Below are 21,433 nucleotides of genomic sequence, written 5' to 3'. Positions count from 1 at the left end.
AGTTGCGACGAGCAATTCCGGTGAGTGGGCGCATCAGGTGACTTGCACAGATGTTCATGCTATGAACATCTGTGATTAACATTGGGCAGCCGCCCCCGCAAGAGCAGTCTCCAAGACACAGAATGACTGAACTCACTCATGATTCAGCATTGCACGACCTGTCCGGCAGGTTCGATGACAGCACAGCCGAAGACGAAATCACGTTGGGCGTGCTGGCGACGGTCGATGCAAACGCCAATATTTCGCAGCGCCACATGGCGCGTGAACTGGGAGTCGCGCTCGGCCTCGCAAACGCTTACCTGAAGCGCTGCGTACGCAAAGGCCTTATCAAGGTTCAACAGGCGCCGCGTCGCCGATATGCGTATTATCTGACACCACATGGCTTCGCCGAGAAGACTCGTCTTACCGGCGACTACCTCTCTTCATCGCTGCGCTTCTTCCGCACCGCGCGCGCGCAGATTTCATCATTGATGAAAAATTGTGTCGAGAATGGTTGGAAGAATATTGCTTTGGTTGGAGTTTCAGAACTGGCGGAGATCGCCACTCTTTGCAGACATGACGTCGATATCAAGATCGTCGGCATCGTGGATCACAGCTCGAACCTTGCACAGTTCAGCGGGCTCCCGGTAGTACCTCGATTGGCTGACCTCGATAACGTCGATGCTGTCATCGTCACCGCGATGCGGCATGCAGAGAAAATGATCGGCATGCATTGTTGCGACATCAAATCCGAACGTGTTCTAGCACCGCGCGTGCTCCGCTTGCCGCCGACCGTCTTCAACACTCAATCAACTGCCGAATCATGATCCGCTGGTTTGTTGTTCACACGCAGCCGCGCATGGAAGCTGTTGCCGTCGAGCACCTCGACAGACAGGGCTTCGAGACCTATTTACCGAAGTTCAGAAAACGCAGGAGTCATGCGGGCCGTGTTAGTGAAGTCTCCTCGCCGCTGTTTCCGCGTTACGCTTTCGTTGCATTTGACCCGGAAGGCTCGGGCTGGCGCGCCATTCGTTCAACGCGCGGCGCAGTTGATGTAATCCGCGTGGGCACCGATCCCGCGCCGATCGACGAAACTGTGATTGCCGACATTCGGGCGCGGCAGGACGCAAGCGGACATGTCGTTCTGGCACGTCAGTTTGAGCCACAAGAAGGCGACCGCGTTAGCATCCAGCATGGCGCTTTTGCGCGCCATACCGCGATCTTCAAAGCAATGAAGGATAGCGAGCGAGTCGTTGCGCTGTTATCGCTGCTTGGCCGAGAATTCCCGGTCATCGTCCCAGTCAGTCACATCGCCCCTGCCGTTTGATCGGAATATAATTGTGAGTCTCCCCGAAAAACTCGTCGACAAATTCTACCATGCACGCGGTGCACATCATGCCTGGGAAGCGGAGGTTACGCGCCGCGCCGATGGATTGCAGCTGACTATCGACAGGGAATTCTTTTTCCACATGAACCCGCTCTACGAGCCCCGCCTTGCCATGCAATATGTCGTCGGCCGCTATGAAGCGGCTTACGACGCGCTGGCCGACCTAAAGCCGAAATCGGTACTGGAGATCGGCTGCGCCCATGGCTTGTCAACATGGCTGATGACCAGCTATGCCGAACGCGTCGTCGGCCTTGATATCGGACCGAGCCGCGTCGCGGTTGGGCGTCACCTATTTCCTGAGGTCGAATTCGTCCAGGAAGACTGGCTCGCCTATCTGGAACGAACAGGCGAAGTGTTCGACGTGATCGTGTCGTCGCATGGCCCGATCATCTGGCACGATGCGCTGCCGCGGTTCTGCAAGAATTACATCAATGTTGGCTATCGCACCACCGAGTGGGCGCAATGGCTTCGCGGCAGCCACAAGATAGCCGGTCGGCAGCTATCCTTTTCGACGACACACTGGTCCGCCGACAATGCCGGCACACGCGGCAAGAGCTACTGGCGCTATTTTTTCAGGCGTAACTACCTGAAGGAAGCACGACATGCCGTCACCAACGGCTATCTTCTGCCTATTTGAAACGACAGAATATGGATTGGCACCGTTTCTTGAACCGCGTCGAGCGGATGCACGCTACGACCACAGACGCCGAGCTGCGCTCAGAATGGCAAGCGCTCATCGCCGAAGTGGACGAAAACGACAAACCCTATCATCTTGCCCTTGCCGTGGACGAATTTGAAAGCCGGCGCGGCGACAGGCCGCGTTCGGACTTCCACATCCTGGATCATGGCTGCGGACCGGCCTCAGCACTGGTCTGGCTCGCCGCGATCGGCTTCACCAATTCGCGCGGCGTCGATGTCGGTGGCGATTTTGAAGCTCAGAACCGTTGGGCGCGCGTCGCATTAGGCCACAATAACGATTGCTTTGCGATTTATGATGGCAAGGAACTTCCTATTGCCGATCGCAGCATCGACGCCATCATCAGCCATCAGGTCCTCGAACACGTTCCCGAAGCCCAGTTCGAGAGCTATTATGCGGAGCAAGGCCGCGTTCTTGTCGATGGCGGGATTGTGCTGGCACAGGTGCCACACAAACTTGTGCCCTATGATTCGCACTCGCGAACCTGGGTCCTACACATGCTCCCGAAGGCGATTGCCGAATCACTGATGAAAGCGGCCGGACGGGAATGGCCCGATCACCTGCACCTGCGCTGGCCTTCGACCCATGTGAGCATGTCAAAGCGATTTATTGGCCCCGTGATCAATCATTCCGCGAAGCGCTTGGTCGAACTCACGACCATGAAGTATTATGACGGGCCGCGAGGAATGCGCACTTTCATCGGCAGCCTGTGCAGGGTGCCAGGTGTTGGCAGGCTTTTCGCGCGCGTTCTATCGTCGTTCGTCCTGATGGAGACCGTGGCTACACGCTGTCGGCCGGACTCCAGCCGATAATGCCAGGGAGTGCGCACCCGCACTCACGTCATGTAGCTGCTTGACGCACGAACTTGTCCCACAGCGATCCGCGACTTCCACCACGCGATGGATTGTTCGAGTCCCTGCTCGAGCGAGTATGAGGCCTGCCATCCTGAAGCTCGTTGCAGCCGCGACGGATCTGCGATCAGCGCACGCACTTCGGAATGAGCCGGCCGTACCCGCGCCTGCTCGGTCACGACCGGCTTGTCAGTGCCGCACAGCGACTGGATCGCATCGAGAGTCTCGCCGATCGAAACCGAGCGGCCCGTTCCACCATTATAGGCCGTGCCGTAGGCAATATCCTGCGCGGCACCGAGCGCGAGAAAAGCCCGAGCCGTATCGACGACAAACGTAAAGTCTCGCCGCGGCGACAAATCGCCCAGATTGATCTGCTGGCAATGCGGGTCCAGCGCCTGGCGAATGATCGTCGGGATCACGGCGCGCTCGCTTTGACGCGGCCCGAACGTGTTGAACGGGCGCAACGTAATCACCGCCATGTCGAAGGATCGCGCATAGGCTTCGGCCATCATGTCTGCGCCGATCTTGGAAGCTGAATAAGGCGATTGCCCCTGCAATGGATGGCTCTCGTCCATCGGCTCGACCTGTGCCGTGCCATAGACTTCGCTCGTCGATGTATGCACCACTCTAGCGAGGCCGTTGGCCCGCGCACCTTCCAAGACATTGAGGGTGCCCGTTACATTGGTTTCGACATAGGACTGCGGCGCAACATAGGAATGCGGAATGGCGATCAGTGCCGCCAGATGAAAACACATCTCCTGCCCCGCGAGCAGGCGCATGACGAAACCGGGGTCGCGGACGTCACCGCGGACGGCCTTGACGCTGCGTGCAACTTCAGGGGCGAGATCATCGAGCCAGCCTAGGCTATCGAACGAGTTATAGGCCGCAAGGGCGGTCACTTCCGCGCCGGCGGCAACGAGTTCTTCCACGACATGGGAGCCGATGAAGCCGTCAGCGCCGGTCACAACGACTTTCCTAGAGCGATAGTTCACCGCGCGATCTCCATAAGCATAAGTTAATTCAGTTTGTGCCAGTTTGCGGGATCAACAATCGCGGCTGGAAGCCCAGCCACCGCCGCATCGAGGGCTGCGACGGTCTCCTGGTCGAGCGGCGGCGCACCGATCACCGCAAGATGTTGCGCCAGTTGCTCGGCGCTCTCCACACCCACCACGAGGCTATCATTTCCAGGGCCATCACGCACCGCCATCATGCAAAGCTCCGATACGGACCTGCCAGTTTCCAGCGAAATCCTGGCAAGTTTCGTAAGGACGGGCTGGAGCGGGTGAGATAACGAGATAAGTGGGCACTGCCCCAGCCTCCATCAAAAGTGCGCCTTGCGGAAAGACAGAGCGCGCAAACACTTTAACCCCGTTACGCTGTGCCTGCGCGACGACAGGTACAAATCGCCGATCGGCGAGGTTTGCAGGCAGTTGTATCGCCGCAATGCGTACGGAGTCCATCAAGGTAGCGGCGCCATCGACGGTTGACACTGAAGCGCCAAAAGCGCCAATCAACTTCCGCGCAATTGGCTCGTCGAGAGTGTCGCGAATGGCTCGTCGAGAGTGTCGCGAACGGCCGGCGACAGCAGGTCCGTTTCCCGATGCGCAAGTACCAGATCGATCGGGGCCGCCAGGGCATCCAGCGATGCTCGCAGCGACCGTTCCGCGGCATCGCGCTTCATGCGTCCGTCAACCGCTGTCAGCGGCGCGAGTTTGGTGATGATCTGCAACGGGGCGGCGCGCTGCCGTCGCCAGCGTCCAATCACCTCCTCGGATGCACCATAAGCACGCGCGGTCTCGAGTGCGCCGATGCCACCGCCCAGCGCCCTATCGAGGATCGCGAACGCCTCCGCCTCCCCCGGCCGGCCCGCCACATTGGCCACGCCATAGGGCAGCCCCAACTGGACGGTTACAAGGGTCAGACGTGAGGCCACAGACATCGCCGGCAATGAGAAATCCCCCGAAACCATACAAACGACAAGGCGCTCGAAAAGGCCATGTTCACAGCGTGAACAATCCCTTGACCGAGACCTTATAGGGGGTTTACCCCTCTGGGGAAGATCGATGTTGCGACCATTAAGAGAAATCTCGCCGGGCCGTGAGGGTGATCATTTTCACCCGCACTGCGGTAGCTTTCGCTATTTTTTCAAATAGTTATCAGCTTTGACCCCATTGTCACGAATTCCTCTCGCCATCCCCGATCTTCGCGGTCGGGAAGCCGAGCTGCTGGTGAAATGCGTCACTGATAACTGGGTGTCGTCTGCCGGTCCCGAGGTGACAGCGTTCGAGGCCGGCATCGCCGCGCTGACCGGAAGATGCCACGCGATCGCGGTGGTGAATGGCACCGCAGCCCTTCACCTAGCGCTGTTGGCGTCGGAAATAAAACCCGGCGACCGCGTCGTGGTCCCTGACTGGACCTTTGCGGCCTCGGCTAATGCGGTGGCCCATGCCGGTGCGACGCCCATCTTCGTCGATGTGACGGAGGTCGACTGGGCACTGGATCCCATCCTGCTGTCCAAAGCTCTCGCCGCCGACCGGACGATCAGAGCTGTCATCGCTGTCGACCCGGTGGGTCACGCTGCCGACCTGGACAGCATCCATTCGATCTGCCGCCAGTACGACGTCGTGCTTGTCGAGGACGCAGCCGGCGCGATCGGCGGCACATACAAGGGCAAGCCGTGCGGTGCGCTCGGCGACGTGTCGGCATTTTCGTTCAACGGCAATAAGACACTCACAGCTGGCGGCGGCGGCATGGTGCTGACCGATGATGCGCATATTGCGCAGATCGTTCGCCATCGCTCGACGCAGGCCCGCCCGGGCGCCGACTACATCCATGACGCGGTCGGCTACAATTACCGGATGACCAACCTCAATGCGGCGGTCGGCCTCGCGCAGCTGGAGCGACTGGGCGAGATGGTCAGCGCCAAGCGCGCCATCGCCGCACGCTACGACGCTGCGTTCGCCGGCCGCACCGACATCAAGCCCATGCCGCGACCGGACCATTCGGAGAGTTCTTGCTGGCTGTATAGTGTACGGGTCGAGCACGAAGACGCCGCGCGTACGCTGGTCCGCACCCTTCAGGAACATAATGCCGAGGCACGCATCTTCTGGCGCTCGCTTTCGCAGCAAGCACCGTGGCAGGGTGCACCGCGCTATCTCAACGGAGTTGCGGAAGCTCTGTCGGGAACAGTCGTCTCACTCCCCTGCTCTTCGTCCCTCAGCGAGAACGATCAGGATAGGGTGATCGCGGCAATTGACGTGTGGCGCGATTCCGGAATGGCGGCCGCGTGAACTTTGTCTTGATTGGCGCCGGTGGACATGCCCGCGTGGTTGCAGACATCATCGCCCTGTCCGGCGGACAAGTCGTTGCCTATTCAGACACAATGCAAGCCGAATGGCTCTCTGCGAAGCGCTATGAGAGCGACGCCGAGGCTGCCGACAGTCATCCCGACGCAGCTTTGGCCCTAGGCTTTGGCGGCGTGTCACCTGCGACATTGGCGCGTCGGCGCGCGACATTGAACGCTGACTGGGCCGACAAGCGTATGTGGCCGAACCTGGTTCATCCCGATGCATCTGTCGCTCGCACAAGCGAATTGGGGCGAGCCGTCCAGATCATGGCGGGCGCCAGAATTCAACCCGGCGCAAAAATCGGAGATGGAGCGATAGTCAATACCGGCGCGATCGTCGAACACGAAACGACAGTCGGCGATGGTTGTCACATCGCGCCGGGTGCGATCATTCTCGGCGACTGCATCATCGGTGAGGCGACGATGATCGGTGCAGGCGCTGTCGTTCTTCCCGGTACAAGCATTGCTTCGGCATTTCTACTTCCGGCTCTAACCCGGTACCCAATATGACCCGCCCGCTCACGATCATCGCAGAGGCCGGTGTCAACCACGATGGCGACGTGCACAAGGCCATCGCCCTTGTGCGCGCCGCGCGCAAGGCCGGTGCCGATATCGTCAAGTTCCAGTATTTTCAGACCGACACCATCGTAGCCGCAGGCGCGAAAAGCGCGGCTTATCAACAGGCGAACACCGGCATCGCCGATCAATCCTCCTTGTTGCGCAGCCTTGAACTCAGTCTCGAGGACTATGCGCGCGTCGCTGCCGCGTGCAGGGATGAAGGCATTGGATTTCTGTGTACGTCGTTCGACACCAATGCCATAGCTGCTCTTGTCGCCCTGGGCATGCCCGCGCTGAAAATCCCGTCTGGAGAATTGACTAACCACCCCATGCTGAAGGCCTATGCTGGTCAAGGCCTTCCCGTGTGGCTGTCAACCGGCATGGGAACATTGGCCGAGGTCGGCGTTGCCCTCGCCGTTCTCGATGCAGCCGGCGCAACAGATGTCACCATACTGCATTGTACATCGATCTATCCGGCTCCTGTCGATGCACTTAATCTCCTCGCCATCGGCACACTGGCTCAGAGTTTTGGCAGGCCCGTGGGTTATTCCGACCACAGCCTTGATGATCACGCGTCAGTGGCGGCCGTTGCTCTCGGCGCACAATTGATCGAGAAGCATTTCACGCTCGACTGCAACTCACCCGGCCCGGATCATCGCGCATCTCTCGAGCCTGCGGCCTTTGCCCAAATGGTCCGTCGCTTGCGGGAAACGTCAGCCATGCTCGGCGACGGCGTGAAGCGCCCTGTGCCGGCGGAGATGGAGACGGCACGCTTGGTACGGCGGTCTTGGCACAGCACGCGCGATCTGCGCGCAGGTGACGTGATTTCTTCACGAGATATCGTTCTGTTGCGTCCTGCAACGGGCATTGCTCCTTCACAGGGCATCGAAGGCCGGCGCCTTGTGAGAGATGTCCGTGTCAACTCGGCAATCAACACTGACGATATCGCGCCATGACGCGCCTTCTCATCGTGTCATCCTCCCGTGCCGATCTGGGTGGTCTGTCGGCGGTGTGGCGGCAGACTTCGGGGCATCCAGAGCTCGAAACCCAAGTCCTTCTGACAGGGCGACATGCGAACCGTTCAACCGATTACGATGCGGCAATAGCCTGCCTCCCGGCTGGAATACCGGTTCATGTTGCGGGGAACGACATCGGCGGTCGTGACGCGGAAACCGCGGCAAGAGCTATGGGTGACAGCGTTACCGCTATCGCCGGCCAGCTCGCTGAAATCGCGCCTGATCTCCTGCTCGTTCTTGGCGACCGGCTTGACATCGCGCCTGCAGTCTTCGCTGCCGTCCCTTTCAATATTCCCGTAGCTCACATCCACGGTGGCGAGCTCACTCTGGGCGCCGTTGATGATCGAGTGCGCCATGCCGTTAGCAAGCTTGCGCATGTTCACTTCGCGTCAACGACGGATGCGGCCGAGAGGCTCTGCAAAATGGGCGAGGAACCTTGGCGCATCCACGTGACGGGAGCGCCGGGCCTTGACAGTCTCCGCCAGCAGAATTTGGTGGAACGACGTGCATTCCTTGCCTCGGTCGGTTTGCCTAACGAGCCATTTCTGCTTGTTACCGTGCATCCCGAAACCAATGTTGAAAAACCCCTCGCCGCGTTCGAGGCTGTTATTGAGGCGATCAAGCAGCTCGGCATTCAGGTTTTGGCCACGGCTGCCAATGCAGATTTGAACGGCGCGCTGATCAATGAGTCTCTGCAGGCACTGTCGAAGGTTAACTCCCGGGTTGTGTATTGCGACACACTGGGCGCGGCGCGCTATGCGAACGCATTTGCCCATGCTGAAGCCATGTTAGGTAATTCGTCCAGCGGGATCATCGAAGCAGGGATGTTCGGACTTCCCGTCGTCGATGTGGGCGGACGGCAGCAAGGACGTGCGCGCGGGGCAAATGTGGCGCACGTTGATGCTGACGTCAAAATGGTGAAAGCTGCAGTGGAATCCGCTCTTGGCCGCCGTTTTAATCCTGACGAGGTCTCGCTGTACGGCGATGGTCACGCAGGGCAGCGGATTGCTCAGGAGTTGATGCGGCTGCCAGCCAAAGCTCGACTTTTGCTCAAGGACTTTCATCACGGCGGCGCACGTTTCTCTGCGCCATGGACGATTCAGGAAAGCCTCATCGCATGATAATTGCGACACGTCAGTCGATCGCAGAGAATCTGGCTTCGCTCGGCGTCGAGACCGGCGACACCCTGTGTGTCTATTCCAGCATGAGCGCATTAGGCCTGGTGATCGGCGAGGCACGCGCAGTGGTCGAGGCGTTGGTCAATGCGGTTATATCAAACGGCACCATCATGATGACGGCTTGTTCGGGGACCTTTCAGATCCAGCTAATAAGGAGGGTATTGCAAAGTGAGCACGACTCTTCGGGTCGCAATCGCCGGTCTCGGCCAAGTAGCCTGGAAATTCGATCGAGAAGTTGGCCGAAAGATTGTCTGGACCCACTTAGGTGCATATCGCGCGCTAGGTCGCGACATTTTCGTGGCAGGTTGCTGTGACCCTTCGGAATCCGCTCGCTCAGAATTTTCTCGCGCTAATCCTGGAATACCAGTGTTTGAGACGGTCGCCGCCATGATGAAAGCGACAAACCCTCACATTCTGAGCATCTGCACACCTGCTGGGACTCATAGTGAAGTGCTGCATGCAGCAATTACCTCACAGGATCTGCGCGCCATTTGGTGCGAAAAGCCACTCGCTCTCAATCTGAGCGATGCCATCAGCATGAATGAACTCTGCAAAGCCCGCAATGTGAGCTTGATCGTCAATCACGTTCGTCGATGGAGCCCATTGTGGCGGCGAGTAAAAGAGTTGGTCGATGGCGGTGCCGTCGGGCTTCCGCGATTGGTGCGCATTTCGATGCCAAATCGGCTCTGGACCATCGGGAGCCATGCTGCTGATCTTGCCGTGATGCTTGGAGGTCCGGTGACGAACGTAGCACAGCTTCGAATTCCCTCTTTGGACCAAGATGGCGAACCAGCTCTCCCTGCTTTACTCCAATTCATGAGCGGCGCCTCTGGCGCGATACTGGTAACCGGCCTTAAAGATCGCTTGATCGTCGACGTCGAGATCATCGGCGACGATGGACAACTACTCGCGAGAGAAGATCGAGGTGAGATTACGCTTGAAGCCTTCGAATCCAGCACTCGCTTTACGGGGTATCTTGAACGCGCCACGCCACATCTGGAAAATCTGTCAAATATGACGGGCTCATCCCCTTTCATTTCCGCTGTAACCGAGGTTCTGAACCACGCACGCGGAGACAGCCAAATTTTGACCTGTGGTGGCGCTGACGCTTTGGAGACGATGCGCCTCCTAGATTTGATAGCTGCCTGAAATCAGAAAGCGAAGATTTATGCCATCTCTGAATTTGACTTCATCCCCCGATGATAGGCTGGCAATACTCGGCGGCACACCAACGCGCTCGGCTCAATTCCTCGTTGAGCCTATGACAGGGGTGGAAGAAGAGCAATTTGTGCTGCAGGCGCTTCGGGAAAAAAGCTTTTCGCGCTATATTGGAATGGCAGTCGACGAAGCTGTACTGAGATATACGAGTGCTGAAGCCGCCGCACTCTCCGATTACTGGCACGTCCTCGGTGGTCCTCATGTTCGCGCCTTCGCAGCCGACTTTGCCGCCGCAATGCAGGTTCCGTTTGCCATTCCCGTGTCGTCTGCAACCAGCGGCTTGTCTATCGCGCTCGCTGCCGCGGGTGTTGGCCCCGGAGACGAAGTGATTGCTCCGGCCATCTCTTTCTCTGCCACGGCGATGTCCGTTTTGATGTTCAATTCGATTCCCGTGTTTGTAGATGTCGACCCGCAGACATTCTGCATCGATCCAAACGCTGTCGAACGCGCAATCACGCCGCACACACGCGCTATCATGCCCGTACATCTGGCCGGAAATATCTCGGACATGAACGCATTGGCGGCGATCGCGTCTAAACACGATCTGGTCATTATCGAAGATGCGTGCCAGGCCATCGGCGGCACCTTGGATGGCGTCAAGGCTGGAGCAATCGGCGACGCAGGCGTTTTCAGCTTACAGCAATCAAAAAATATCATGACTGGCGAAGGCGGCATGATCATTACGAAAAACCCCGAAATAGCCCGGCGTGCGCGCTTGATCGCCAATCATGGAGAACTGCAATTCGATGAACGTGCGACGGTAGAGGACTTAGCCAATATCGTCGGCTTCAACTTCCGCATGCCAGAACTTTGCGCAGCTGTGGGTCGTGCACAAATCGCGAAGCTTGATCGCGTCAACGTTTGGCGCACTAATAACTACCGGATTCTCTGCAAGGAAATTGCCAATCTTCCGGGATTGCGCGTGGCTGATTTGTCTCCGAGAACAATTAAAAATAGCGTCGCGATCCCTCATTTTCTCGTTGCACACTATGACTCCGCAACGATGGGCATCCCTCGCTCAATCTTTGTCGCAGCGCTACGAGCAGAAGGCATTCCGGTTGGCACCGGCTACAGTCGGCCTTTGTACTTAAATCCTACATTCACAAAGAAAACCGCATATGGCTCAAAGGGCTCCCCCTGGAGCGATAGCGCCTACAAGGGAAACGTGAGCTATTCGCCACAGCAGTGCCCTGTCGCGGAGCGGTTGCTGAACGAAGAATTTCTTTGGTTCTACCACATTGCGTATTCCTGCACGGAAGACGACATGCGTGACATCGGCCGGGCTGTTCGCAAAGTTGTTGCCGCTCGAAAAGAACTGTTCGCCGCAGTACCTTCGTTGATGGAGAAAACTCACGGTCATTCGGCTGGCAGAATTGGCGTCGATCCTAATCAGGTCAAAGGAGCAAAAGCGATCGGATCCGGGAAAAATGACTGACTCCTCATCACTCCGTTCACTCGGCGTCATCTGCGCCCGAGGCGCATCGAAGCGCCTCCCGCGGAAACATATGCGCGAACTGGGCGGAGTTCCACTTGTCAGCTGGATGTGTCGAGCGGCTGCCGCCAGTAAGCTGACACGCGTCGTAATCACGACCGAGGACGCCGAGATTGCCGCAGTTGCAGCCGCAAATGGCGCAGAAGTCCTGTTCCTTCGGGAGCCTCATTTAGCTGAAGATTTCGCGGCTGATCACGATATTGTCGTTGATGCGCTCAACCGTGCAGAGAGCAACGACGGCACCCGCTACGATATCGTCGTTATGATCCAGCCCACCACGCCATTCACGCTCCCAGAAGATATTGATGGATGCCTGGCGCGCCTTTCTGAAAATCAAGAGCTGGCCACCTGCTTCACCGTCAAGCCGGTTTCCGAGCCACCTCAATGGATGTTCATCGAGAACGATCATCGTTACGCAATCCCGCTGCTAGACGGGATCGGCAACAACAATATCGCCCACAAACAACTCCTCACCCAATATTGGCTCCCGTCTGGCGCTGCATATGCCATTCGTGCATCGGCCCTGCGTATGCAGGCGAGAATCTACTGCGAGCCTTTCGCACTTCAACCTATGGACCGAGCGCGATCCGTTGATATCGATGAAGCAATCGACCTAACAATTGCAGAAGCCATTGCTACTATGCACGGTTACCAGCCGGTTGCACTCAATCTTACACGACCACGGCTCGCCGATACTGGAGATCAAAAATGAAATCACAGCAGAGATTTCCCGGCGATGCACCTTACCCTCAGCTGACCTATTGCTCCCGATGCTGCATGCCCGAAACCAATGAGGGTGTTGACTTCGATGAAATGGGCATCTGCAAAGCGTGCCGCTCATCCGAACAAAAAATGCGGATTGACTGGACAGCTCGAGCAGAAATCCTGGGGCGCTTGATCGACGACGCAAAGAAGAAGTCCGGCAACAACTATGATTGCGTCGTTCCTATTTCAGGAGGAAAAGATAGCGCGTTCCAATTGCATATTCTTGTAAAGGTTTATGGCCTGACACCTTTAGCGGTGACCTTCAGCCACAACTGGTTTACGGAAACCGGAAAATATAATCTCGAGAATATTCTCGAAAAACTTGGCGTAGACCACATCATGTATACGCCAAGCCGTGGACTGGTAAACAAACTAGCGCGAAAATCACTGCCTATGATCGGCGATGCTTGTTGGCATTGCCATGCCGGCGTCTGGTCGTTTCCCTTTCATGTCGCGACTAAATTCAAAATTCCATTGATTATTTATGGAGAGTCGCCGGCTGAATTTTCGGGGCGCACCACGTATTTCGACCAAGACATCAAGGCCGACAAAGACTTTGTGAAAGTCGGGATGACGAACTCGATCAAAGTTCCGGCGGAAAATTTCGTTGGTGATGGCGTTTCACGCAAAGACTTAAATCTATTCTTTCCTCCAACTCCCGAAGAGCTCGAAGAAGCAGGCGTCTACGGCATGTTTCTAGGTGACTTTATCTTCTGGGATCACGAGCGGCAGACCGAGTTTCTCGTTAAAGAATATGGCTGGAAGGAAGATAAAGTCGAAGGTTCGTATAAGTGGTACAAGAGCGTTGAATGCAAAATGGCCGGCGTGCATGACTATGCCAAATATGTCAAACGAGGCTTTGGTCGGGGTACCGACTTTGCAAGTCAAGATGTGCGGGCCGGCTTGATCACACGCGAAGAGGCTTTTGATCTCGCGGCACAGGTCGACGAACTCCGTCCAGAAACTCTGAATTACTACTTGGAAATCACCGGTTACACTGAGGATGAATTTTACGAGATCCTCAAATCAAAGCGGCAAAACAAGGCGACATCGTTGCCATGAAAATTGCTGATCAGACCACATTGGCGAAGTCAGATACGTTGCTTACCGCTGGAAACAGTCTTACCGAACTCACGGCAACAGAGTTTTTGCGAATTCGCGCCAAGGGCCAGATATCGGCTTTGGATTACGTGCAAGCCTGTCTCGATCGTATTGAGGCACTCGACAGCACTGTACAAGCCTGGAAGGTTTTTGATCGCGAGCGCGCCGAGCGGCGGGCACGCCAAGACGACGCACAAGACCCACAAAAACGCGGACGAATTGGCGGAGTCCCTGTCGGCGTCAAAGATATCTTCAACACCTACGATTTCCCGACCTCGATGGGCAGCCCCATCATGGAAAACTATACTCCCGGCAACGATGCGCGCGTTGTGAGCGACATCCGTCTCGAAGGCGGCCTCGTCCTGGGAAAAACGATTACAGCCGAATTTGCGGTTCACTCGCCAGGCCCGACAAAAAATCCATGGTCGCTTGATCGATCTCCCGGAACATCGTCAAGCGGTTCAGCGGTCGCCGTTGCAACCCGGATGGTACCCGTTGCCCTAGCCACGCAAACCGGCGGCTCAATTATCCGCCCTGCCAGCTATTGCGGTATCGCTGGCTTCAAACCGTCCTTTGGCTTAATACCTCGGACAGCGATGTTAAAAACTACGGACACATTGGACACCGTAGGTTTTCTCGCACGATCGACCGACGACCTGCAGCTGATGTTCGAAACCTGCAGGGTGCGCGGACACAATTACCCCGTTAGCGAAACGGCACTAAACGAGGCATCACGGCAACAGACGCCTCGGCGTTGGCGTGTTGGCATTGTCAATGGCCCGAAGGCTTCTTACGAGTCTGTCAGAGTTAAGTCAGCTATCGATGACGTCGCGAGAAAGCTTGAGAACGCCGGCTGCGAAGTATTTCAACACCAGCTTCCAGAGCCATACAGCACAGTTCACGATCTACATGACACGATCTATCGTCGCGCCCTTGCGTACTATTTCAAGACTGAATGGGCGTCTCATGCCGATCTGTTCAGCGCCTCTATGCACGAAATGGTGGAAGGCGGCATCGCAATAACGCCTGCGAAATACATGGCGGCAATTGAGCAACAAAACAGCTTTCGTCAACGATTCGATGCCGAAACCGAAGCCTTCGATGTCTTGATATGCCCTTCAACGTCAGACGAAGCTCCTTTAGGCCTCCATGCTCCGGATTTGCCAGATCATTGCCTGATATGGACTTTCGTTGGCGCTCCCGTCATCGGCCTCCCGGTTCTTACGGGAAGCACCGGGCTTCCGGTTGGTTTACAGATCGTAGGCAGAAGGTTTGCCGACTATAAGCTTTTGGCATTCGCACGCTTCGCTGAGGAAGTGTTACTCAGTCGTACCGCCCAATGAACTTACTCGGACCACGGTTGACCTTGAAGCCTTTCGCCGAGGACATGATCTCTCAGCGCTATCTCGACTGGCTTTCTGATCCAGACGTAAATTTCTACTCGCGACGCCTTGGACAGAGAAAGCAGTCTCGCGAGGACGCGATCGAATGGCTTGCCAGGATAGCCGATGGAACGACCGTACTTGCAATCTTTGCTCCGGAGTTCGGACACATAGGAAACATCAAATTTGGTCCCATCGACAGCGTGAATCAGAGTTCGGACATCGCGATAATGATCGGCGAACGCAAAAGCTGGAATCGGGGATATGGTGCGGAGGCTATCAGCCTTGTCACTCGTCATCTGTTCGACACAGGCAGCGTAAGCCGCGTCGAAGCCGGCTCCGCAAATCCCGCGTTTATAAAATTGGTCCACGGCCTCGGTTGGAAAATCGACCGCATCGAACCAAAGCGAGTATTAATTGGAGACCAACTGCTCGACTGGACTTATCTATCCTTGGAAAAGATCGACGCGCCATCGGCCGAAAAAACAGATTGCATCCCTTATGACTAATCTCACGGCTGGTGACGGAAAGATGCCGCGATCAATTGCGATCCTCCTTTCACCAGAATTACGCTATTTCTTGATCGATCTTGCACGTGACCTCAAACAACGGACGGGGGCCGATATTCATGGCTACGTCGCAACCGAGCAAGAGATTACTTTCTATCAAACCAATAGCGAAGAAGGCCTTTTTGATTCGCTCAGCAATGCCGAGCGGGATGTCCGCAATCCGCCAGCTACTCCAGATAGCGCTGAACTATTTGAAGAAGCGGCTATTTGGGAGAGAAAGATTGGGACCACATTCGCGCGTCTGGCGGTTAGCCATCGGCACTTTGGACGAGGATATGCGCTGGCTGGCTCAGGACATCCACGATCACGACTTTCGGAATCATTCGATTTAGCAAGAATGACGCGCGCGTATGTGATGCAGTGCCGATTTTGGGAGAACGAATTCGCAACTCGCTCGATAGATCTCGTGATCAACGGCGGCACGACCGTTAGTTTGATGGCTAAACGCCACGGCGCTTTTCATCGCGCCATCCTAGGGTCTCGCATAGAAAATCTACACTTCTGGGCTCAAGATTCTCATTTCTACACATCTGAAGTGGAATCCAAGTTTTATGCAGAACCTGCTGCGGACGTGGAAACAGCCGAACTACTTCGACCATACATGGTTGAACGGACGCATCGCCAAATATTCAAGAACAAGTCTTCCCTTTTTCGATTGATACAAGAAGCGGGCGTTATGATAGCCCGGCGGGCTTATCACCATCTACGTGGATATGAAAAAGCGCGCGGATATTACCTGACTGAAGAGTTAAAGTTTATCGGACGACGATGGCTAGATACACGTCGAATGACTGATCAACGCACACTGACCCTCTCGCAACTAGCGGGTAAACCATTTATTTTTTTTCCTCTTCACACCGAGCCCGAGGCTTCGGTGGGGCAGGCATCACCGGAATTCTTTTTTCAGCACGCCGCTATAGCGGCGATATCGAGGGATCTTCCCGCCGGCTACTTGCTGGCAGTAAAAGAGACTATTCACGGGGTCGGACGCCGGCCGCGAGATTTCTACACGCAGGTTGCCGATCTTAAGAACGTTGTCTGGCTGAACATGATGGAATATGGTCTGGACGTCGTTCGCGACGCTACGGCCGTAGCGACGATAACAGGCACCGCCGGCATGGAGGCCGCAGTCATTGGCAAGCCCGTAATTTCATTTGGGCGCCACAATATCTATAATTTTCTCGACCATGTGTTCGATGTAGCCGACATCACCGATTTAAGCATTCCGATCCGCGCCATAACGCAGGTAGGTGTGGACCTTGCGCAAGCTCGGCGCGACGGAGCACGCTATATCAGGGCTGTTACATCGACATCGTTCGATATGCGCGACTATAACTACGTCAACTTGAAGAAATTCCAGAAAACGTCGGTTACAGATGCGGTAACCAGTCTTTCAGCAAGCCTCCCGACATTCTCACGTTTCGCCTCTGAGGAAGAGAATGCGACAGAGCCCAATACTATGGACGCAAGCGGAAGCAACATAGATGCTTGATGAAATCATTATAATCGATCTCCGCGACCTGACATGTGTTTCAGATGCGCCCGCGAGTAACGTTCATCCTCGCACAAACTTAAGATATGACAGCTTTCACCTCGTAACAGAGCTAAATAAGCTCAGCTAAACATGCCCGAACTTTTAAAAATGGCGCGTGAAACAAGATGAGAGATTTGCGTGTCTGCTATGCACAAAATTCGCGCTATGCGAGCGAGCCAGCGCAACTTGATTCTGCAAAATCGAGAGACAGCGATTTACCTCGGTGATGCGCACTTTGCAAAAGTCGGCAGCCAATCTCAGGTTACATCTTCGGCAAGTGATTATCGTCGCGGTTGATATTAGCGCTACGCTTCTCTGGGCTATGGGCGAGATGATTGCCTCATCTCTAAATTTGCTCCAGCCAAGAATGAGTTCTCCCGCCACACCATGCAATTTGTCCATTTGCGTACTTTGAGTGGTGTTTTTCATGCCGTCAGTTAGCGTTCTCAAGCCAACAAATGAGATGATCTGTTCAGCCGACGCACCTTTAAGGGATGTGCTCGCCCAGATCAGTACTGCTTCCATTGTTGCGTTGATTGTGGTCGATGGTGACGATCGCCTCGTCGGCGTCATGACAGACGGCGATGTAAGGCGCGCCCTGTTGCGCCGGCTTGACCTTGATACGCTCGTACGCGACGTGATGAACCCAAATCCGGTACTCGGGCGACTTGATGACGACCGCCACAATGCTGCAGCATTGGCCGCGACCTCATCGATCATACGTTTTCTTCCAGTTGTTGACACGGAAAGGCGTCTGGCCTGCGTATGGGTGAATAGTGCCGTCAGGGGCACGCTCAGCGCATTGGTCATGGCCGGCGGACTTGGCTCAAGACTCGGCAATCAAACCCGGCATACACCAAAGCCCCTGCTTCCCGTCGCGGGAGAGCCGATGATCGAACATGTGATCCGGGCGCTGGAAAACGCTGGGATTACCAACATCTATATTTCAGTTCTGCACCTCGCCGATCAGATTGAGCGGTATGCACAAAAGCGAAGCGGAAAGTCCAAGCTTCATATCCTACGTGAACCGCAACGATTAGGAACCGCTGGTGCAGTTGGCTTGTTGCCGCCTGACGACGCCGGTCCTTTGCTGGTTAGCAACGCCGACGTCATGACGACTGTTACATTTGACGCCATGGTCGATTTTCATACGCGCCAAGGCAACCATGCTACAATCGCGGTAGCCAGACACGAACAGCGTTTGGAGTTTGGTATCATCCACCATGACGAGCAGGGCCGTTTTCGAAACATTGAGGAAAAGCCGACGTTCGTACATTTCATTGCGGCCGGCATCTATCTACTTGGCCCCGAAGTGCGGCGACTGGTTCCGCGCAACACTTACATCGACATGCCTAATCTCCTAAACGCCGCCCGTACCGCAGGTCTCGATGTCGGATTGTTTCCGGTCCACGAGTACTGGCGAGATGTGGGCCGGCCGATCGATCTTGCAGATGCCGACGCCGATCTTCGCGCCAGCAAGAGAGACTTTTAGATGAAGTCGGGTTCGTTCGTTAGTACTGCTCAACTATTGGGGTTGCCTCTCAGTAGAGCAGCATTGTTAATTGCTCTGTCGCTCGCAATGGCCGCATGTGAGGTTGGTGCACTGATATTAATGGTGCCAACCTTCCAATATATTCAGGGTGATGGTGACGTCGACAAACTAATCGCGACATCTCGGGTATGGCAGGAATTGGCGCGCGCTCATGCCTGGCTCGGATTGCCGCTCGGCCTCGCATCGCTGCTGAGCACGAGCTTCGCTTTCGTGCTCTTCCGACAGGCGCTGACATTTGCCTATAGCGTCGTGCTGTCACTGTCGAAGACCAAGCTCACGCGCTCCATTCGGCTTCAGCTTTTTGAGCGGTTTCTCCGCGTCTCCTTGTCAGATCAGGAAAGAAGCTCCTCTGGACAACTTGTGAACACGTTCACCCAAGTGACTGACGGTGCAGCAATCGCCGTATTTCAGGCCATTCATCTCACGACACTTGGACTGCTCTTTGCAGCATATGGTTGCGTGATGCTGGTCTTTTCGTGGCAGATGACTGCGATCACAGTGGTTATGATCGCAACAACGGCGATCGTTCTGCGGAACTTGGTTAGACGCGCCCATCTGGCTGGCGAGGCCTTCAATGCAGCCAACGAAGCGCTTGGACGTTTCCTCGGTGAGCGCTTGCGCCTGCTGCGACTGATCCGTCTTAGCCATATGGAGCCAGCGGAACAAGCTGCGATGGAGCGCCTGACCGCCAGCCAGCGAAAACATATGGTCCGCATTGATATCTTGAGTGCGAGACTCGATCTACTGGTCGAACCCATTGTGGTCGGTATAGCATTTACCTTTGTGTTTATCGGCTACACCCGTTTTCAGTTGACGCTGGAGCAACTCGGCGTTTTCTTACTGATACTTCTCCGTTTGACTCCTGTCGGACGCGATTTCATGCGATCGCGACAGCTGTTGGTGGCATTTCGACCCATGCTCAACAGCGCACTAGCGACGCTGGAGGCGTGGCGCGAACAGGAAGAGCCGTCCGCAGGCACTACAGCTTATGTCAGCGCGGGAAGCAAAATCGTCTTCGATCGCGTCAGCTTCGCCTACGATGAAGCTGTTGAAAAGCTGGCGTTAACTGGGGTCGATCTTACGATTGCACCGCGAGAATTCATAGCTCTCGTCGGCCCGTCCGGTGCCGGAAAATCGACTCTGGTTGATCTTCTACCACGCCTGCGGATTCCGCAGCGCGGCTCAATTCGAATTGATGGCAGGGAGCTCAGTGAATTCACGCTGACGTCGCTTCGAGAAAGTGTAGCCTATCTGCCTCAGCTGGCTCAGATCTTCGATGTGACAATCGCCGAACATCTACGTTACGGTAAGCCATACGCGACCCAGACCGAGATAGAGGAAGCACTCAGCCTCGCCGGCGCGGCAGAGTTTGTCAGCCGCCTACCCCATGGAATTAATACGCGTCTTGGCGAGAGCGGAATTTCCCTTTCCGGCGGCCAACGCCAAAGACTGGATCTTGCGCGCGCTCTCATCAAGAAAGCTCCAATCCTCATCCTCGATGAGCCCACCGCCTCGCTGGATGCGGAGTCTGAGGAAGCCTTTCGTCAGTCGCTGATTCGCTTGCGCGACGAGCGCGCTTCCACAGTGGTTCTCATTGGCCACAGACTTTCAACTGTGATCATGGCGGATCGGATTGCCGTGCTTGAAGGCGGCTGCATCACCGAGATCGGCACACATACCGAATTATTAGCTCAAGGTGGGTGGTATGCCCGCGCTTGGGCCATCCAGCGTCCAGACGACAAGGCGCTTCACGCATATGCCTCAGGCACGCTCTCATAAGGGTAATCATGCTGTATAGCTTCACCAAACCGGAAGTCGATCTCAGCGGTAAAGCAATTCTGGTTACCGGCGGAACGGGATCGTTCGGTAAACAATTCATTCGCGAGGTCTTGGAACACCATAAGCCACGCAAGGTTATCGTGTTCTCGCGCGACGAATTTCGCCAATCCGAGATGATGCTCGAATTTCCAGCGAGCAAGTTCGAGAATCTGCGGTTCTTCATCGGAGATGTTCGGGATGCCAATCGGCTCGAACTCGCCATGCGTGACGTCGATATCGTCATTCATGCCGCCGCAATGAAGCACGTCACAATTGCAGAGTATAATCCACTCGAATGTATCCGCACCAACGTCGGGGGCGCTGAAAACATCGTACAGGCGGCGTTGCGAAGCGGTGTTGAGCGCGTGATCGCACTCTCGACCGACAAAGCTGCCAATCCGGTCAATCTGTATGGTGCATCTAAGCTTGCTTCCGATAAGATTTTCGTCGCTGCGAATGCTCTATCTGGTGACCGAACGACTCGCTTTTCGGTGGTCCGTTATGGAAATGTAGTGGGTTCACGCGGCTCGGTCGTACCGTTTTTCGAGAAGCTGGTGGCCGACGGCGCCAGAGAGCTGCCCATCACGGACGAACGAATGACCCGTTTCTGGATCACGCTTCCGCAAGGCGTATCTTTCGTTCTGTCATCCCTGGCAATGATGAAGGGTGGCGAGATTTTCGTGCCAAAGATTCCGTCGATGAAGGTCATCGATTTGGCATCGGCTATGGCGCCCAATCTTCCACACAAGCTCGTTGGCATCCGACCGGGAGAGAAGCTGCACGAGGTCATGATCACCGAGGACGATGCGCGCACCACGACGTCTCTGCCAGACCGATATGTCATTGAGCCGGCATTCGCGGAACATCGCCGGGGCACCCGTGTAACTGGCCTCGGAGTCGCTGACCGCTTCCGGTACACCTCGGACACCAATGAGGAATGGGCTGACATCGAGACCTTGCGCGAAATGCTCTCGGTGCCGCGTACGTGAC

General features: G+C 55.9%; 22 protein-coding genes. 19 read left to right on the top strand and 3 right to left on the bottom strand.

The window, feature by feature from the left end:
• Nucleotides 1–239 precede the first annotated feature (239 nt).
• The 4 genes from RPMA_RS10045 to RPMA_RS10030 are packed head-to-tail and all read left to right on the top strand — an operon-like array spanning nt 240 to nt 2,875.
• A complete protein-coding gene (locus RPMA_RS10045) occupies nt 240–806 on the top strand; it encodes a winged helix-turn-helix transcriptional regulator (protein WP_408056544.1) in 567 nt (188 codons plus the stop codon).
• Nucleotides 803–1,306, top strand: a complete 504-nt coding sequence (gene nusG / locus RPMA_RS10040) for a transcription termination/antitermination protein NusG (protein ID WP_211912676.1) — start codon at nt 803–805, stop codon at nt 1,304–1,306. The genes RPMA_RS10045 and nusG overlap by 4 nt, the downstream gene beginning before the upstream one ends.
• Before the next feature lie 13 nt (nt 1,307–1,319).
• Nucleotides 1,320–2,003, top strand: a complete 684-nt coding sequence (locus tag RPMA_RS10035; protein WP_211912675.1) for a class I SAM-dependent methyltransferase — start codon at nt 1,320–1,322, stop codon at nt 2,001–2,003.
• Between the two features lie 11 nt (nt 2,004–2,014).
• Nucleotides 2,015–2,875, top strand: coding sequence for a class I SAM-dependent methyltransferase (locus RPMA_RS10030; RefSeq protein ID WP_211912674.1), 861 nt, complete (start codon nt 2,015–2,017; stop codon nt 2,873–2,875).
• A 23-nt stretch (nt 2,876–2,898) separates the two neighbouring features.
• Here RPMA_RS10030 and RPMA_RS10025 read toward each other — a convergent pair whose 3' ends face one another.
• The 3 genes from RPMA_RS10025 to RPMA_RS10015 form a co-directional block, all read right to left on the bottom strand.
• Nucleotides 2,899–3,906, bottom strand: a complete 1,008-nt coding sequence (locus RPMA_RS10025; RefSeq protein WP_211912673.1) for a GDP-mannose 4,6-dehydratase — start codon at nt 3,904–3,906, stop codon at nt 2,899–2,901.
• A 23-nt stretch (nt 3,907–3,929) separates the two neighbouring features.
• Entirely contained in the window at nt 3,930–4,124 is a 195-nt protein-coding gene (locus tag RPMA_RS10020; RefSeq protein ID WP_211912672.1) for a hypothetical protein, read from the bottom strand.
• A gap of 300 nt (nt 4,125–4,424) precedes the next feature.
• The gene (locus RPMA_RS10015; RefSeq protein WP_211912671.1) at nt 4,425–4,847 is read right to left on the bottom strand and encodes an aldo/keto reductase; all 423 of its coding nucleotides are present in this window, start codon (nt 4,845–4,847) and stop codon (nt 4,425–4,427) included.
• A gap of 229 nt (nt 4,848–5,076) precedes the next feature.
• Between RPMA_RS10015 and RPMA_RS10010 the strand changes: the two genes are divergently transcribed.
• The 15 genes from RPMA_RS10010 (at nt 5,077) to pseB (ending at nt 21,432) form a co-directional block, all read left to right on the top strand.
• The gene (locus RPMA_RS10010) at nt 5,077–6,204 is read left to right on the top strand and encodes an aminotransferase class I/II-fold pyridoxal phosphate-dependent enzyme (RefSeq protein WP_211912670.1); all 1,128 of its coding nucleotides are present in this window, start codon (nt 5,077–5,079) and stop codon (nt 6,202–6,204) included.
• Complete coding sequence (locus RPMA_RS10005) at nt 6,201–6,770, top strand: acetyltransferase (protein WP_211912669.1); 570 nt, start codon at nt 6,201–6,203, stop codon at nt 6,768–6,770. Before RPMA_RS10010 ends, RPMA_RS10005 begins: the two co-directional genes overlap by 4 nt.
• Nucleotides 6,767–7,774 (top strand): N-acetylneuraminate synthase family protein, encoded by a 1,008-nt coding sequence (locus tag RPMA_RS10000; protein ID WP_211912668.1) that lies wholly within the window; start codon nt 6,767–6,769, stop codon nt 7,772–7,774. The genes RPMA_RS10005 and RPMA_RS10000 overlap by 4 nt, the downstream gene beginning before the upstream one ends.
• Complete coding sequence (neuC, locus tag RPMA_RS09995) at nt 7,771–8,955, top strand: UDP-N-acetylglucosamine 2-epimerase (protein WP_211912667.1); 1,185 nt, start codon at nt 7,771–7,773, stop codon at nt 8,953–8,955. Before RPMA_RS10000 ends, neuC begins: the two co-directional genes overlap by 4 nt.
• A complete protein-coding gene (locus tag RPMA_RS28545) occupies nt 8,925–9,326 on the top strand; it encodes an AAC(3) family N-acetyltransferase (protein WP_408056518.1) in 402 nt (133 codons plus the stop codon). The genes neuC and RPMA_RS28545 overlap by 31 nt, the downstream gene beginning before the upstream one ends.
• Nucleotides 9,310–10,161 (top strand): Gfo/Idh/MocA family protein, encoded by an 852-nt coding sequence (locus RPMA_RS09985; protein WP_249225713.1) that lies wholly within the window; start codon nt 9,310–9,312, stop codon nt 10,159–10,161. Before RPMA_RS28545 ends, RPMA_RS09985 begins: the two co-directional genes overlap by 17 nt.
• A gap of 19 nt (nt 10,162–10,180) precedes the next feature.
• The gene (locus tag RPMA_RS09980; RefSeq protein WP_211912665.1) at nt 10,181–11,665 is read left to right on the top strand and encodes a DegT/DnrJ/EryC1/StrS family aminotransferase; all 1,485 of its coding nucleotides are present in this window, start codon (nt 10,181–10,183) and stop codon (nt 11,663–11,665) included.
• A 70-nt stretch (nt 11,666–11,735) separates the two neighbouring features.
• Nucleotides 11,736–12,434: an acylneuraminate cytidylyltransferase family protein gene (locus tag RPMA_RS09975; protein WP_249225616.1), complete on the top strand. Its 699-nt coding sequence runs from the start codon at nt 11,736–11,738 to the stop codon at nt 12,432–12,434.
• Nucleotides 12,431–13,549 carry an N-acetyl sugar amidotransferase gene (locus tag RPMA_RS09970; protein ID WP_211912663.1) on the top strand — a complete coding sequence of 373 codons (1,119 nt, stop codon included), beginning with the start codon at nt 12,431–12,433 and terminating at the stop codon, nt 13,547–13,549. The genes RPMA_RS09975 and RPMA_RS09970 overlap by 4 nt, the downstream gene beginning before the upstream one ends.
• Nucleotides 13,546–14,931, top strand: coding sequence for an amidase (locus tag RPMA_RS09965; protein WP_211912662.1), 1,386 nt, complete (start codon nt 13,546–13,548; stop codon nt 14,929–14,931). The genes RPMA_RS09970 and RPMA_RS09965 overlap by 4 nt, the downstream gene beginning before the upstream one ends.
• 23 nt (nt 14,932–14,954) lie before the next feature.
• Nucleotides 14,955–15,479 carry a GNAT family N-acetyltransferase gene (locus RPMA_RS09960; RefSeq protein WP_211912661.1) on the top strand — a complete coding sequence of 175 codons (525 nt, stop codon included), beginning with the start codon at nt 14,955–14,957 and terminating at the stop codon, nt 15,477–15,479.
• Nucleotides 15,472–17,031, top strand: coding sequence for a capsular polysaccharide export protein, LipB/KpsS family (locus tag RPMA_RS09955; RefSeq protein ID WP_211912660.1), 1,560 nt, complete (start codon nt 15,472–15,474; stop codon nt 17,029–17,031). Before RPMA_RS09960 ends, RPMA_RS09955 begins: the two co-directional genes overlap by 8 nt.
• Before the next feature lie 469 nt (nt 17,032–17,500).
• The gene (locus RPMA_RS09950) at nt 17,501–18,565 is read left to right on the top strand and encodes a sugar phosphate nucleotidyltransferase (protein WP_211912659.1); all 1,065 of its coding nucleotides are present in this window, start codon (nt 17,501–17,503) and stop codon (nt 18,563–18,565) included.
• The gene (locus tag RPMA_RS09945) at nt 18,566–20,404 is read left to right on the top strand and encodes an ABC transporter ATP-binding protein (RefSeq protein ID WP_211912658.1); all 1,839 of its coding nucleotides are present in this window, start codon (nt 18,566–18,568) and stop codon (nt 20,402–20,404) included. It begins immediately after the preceding gene.
• Nucleotides 20,405–20,412: 8 nt separating this feature from the next.
• On the top strand, nt 20,413–21,432 hold the full coding sequence (gene pseB, locus RPMA_RS09940) for a UDP-N-acetylglucosamine 4,6-dehydratase (inverting) (RefSeq protein WP_211912657.1): 1,020 nt from the start codon (nt 20,413–20,415) through the stop codon (nt 21,430–21,432).
• Nucleotide 21,433: the final 1 nt, after the last annotated feature.

The organism is Tardiphaga alba, assembly GCF_018279705.1.
In the GTDB taxonomy this organism is placed as follows: Bacteria; Pseudomonadota; Alphaproteobacteria; order Rhizobiales; family Xanthobacteraceae; genus Tardiphaga; species Tardiphaga alba.
The sequence above is the reverse complement of the archived record's forward strand: the minus strand, read 5'-3'. Positions and strand labels throughout refer to the sequence as shown.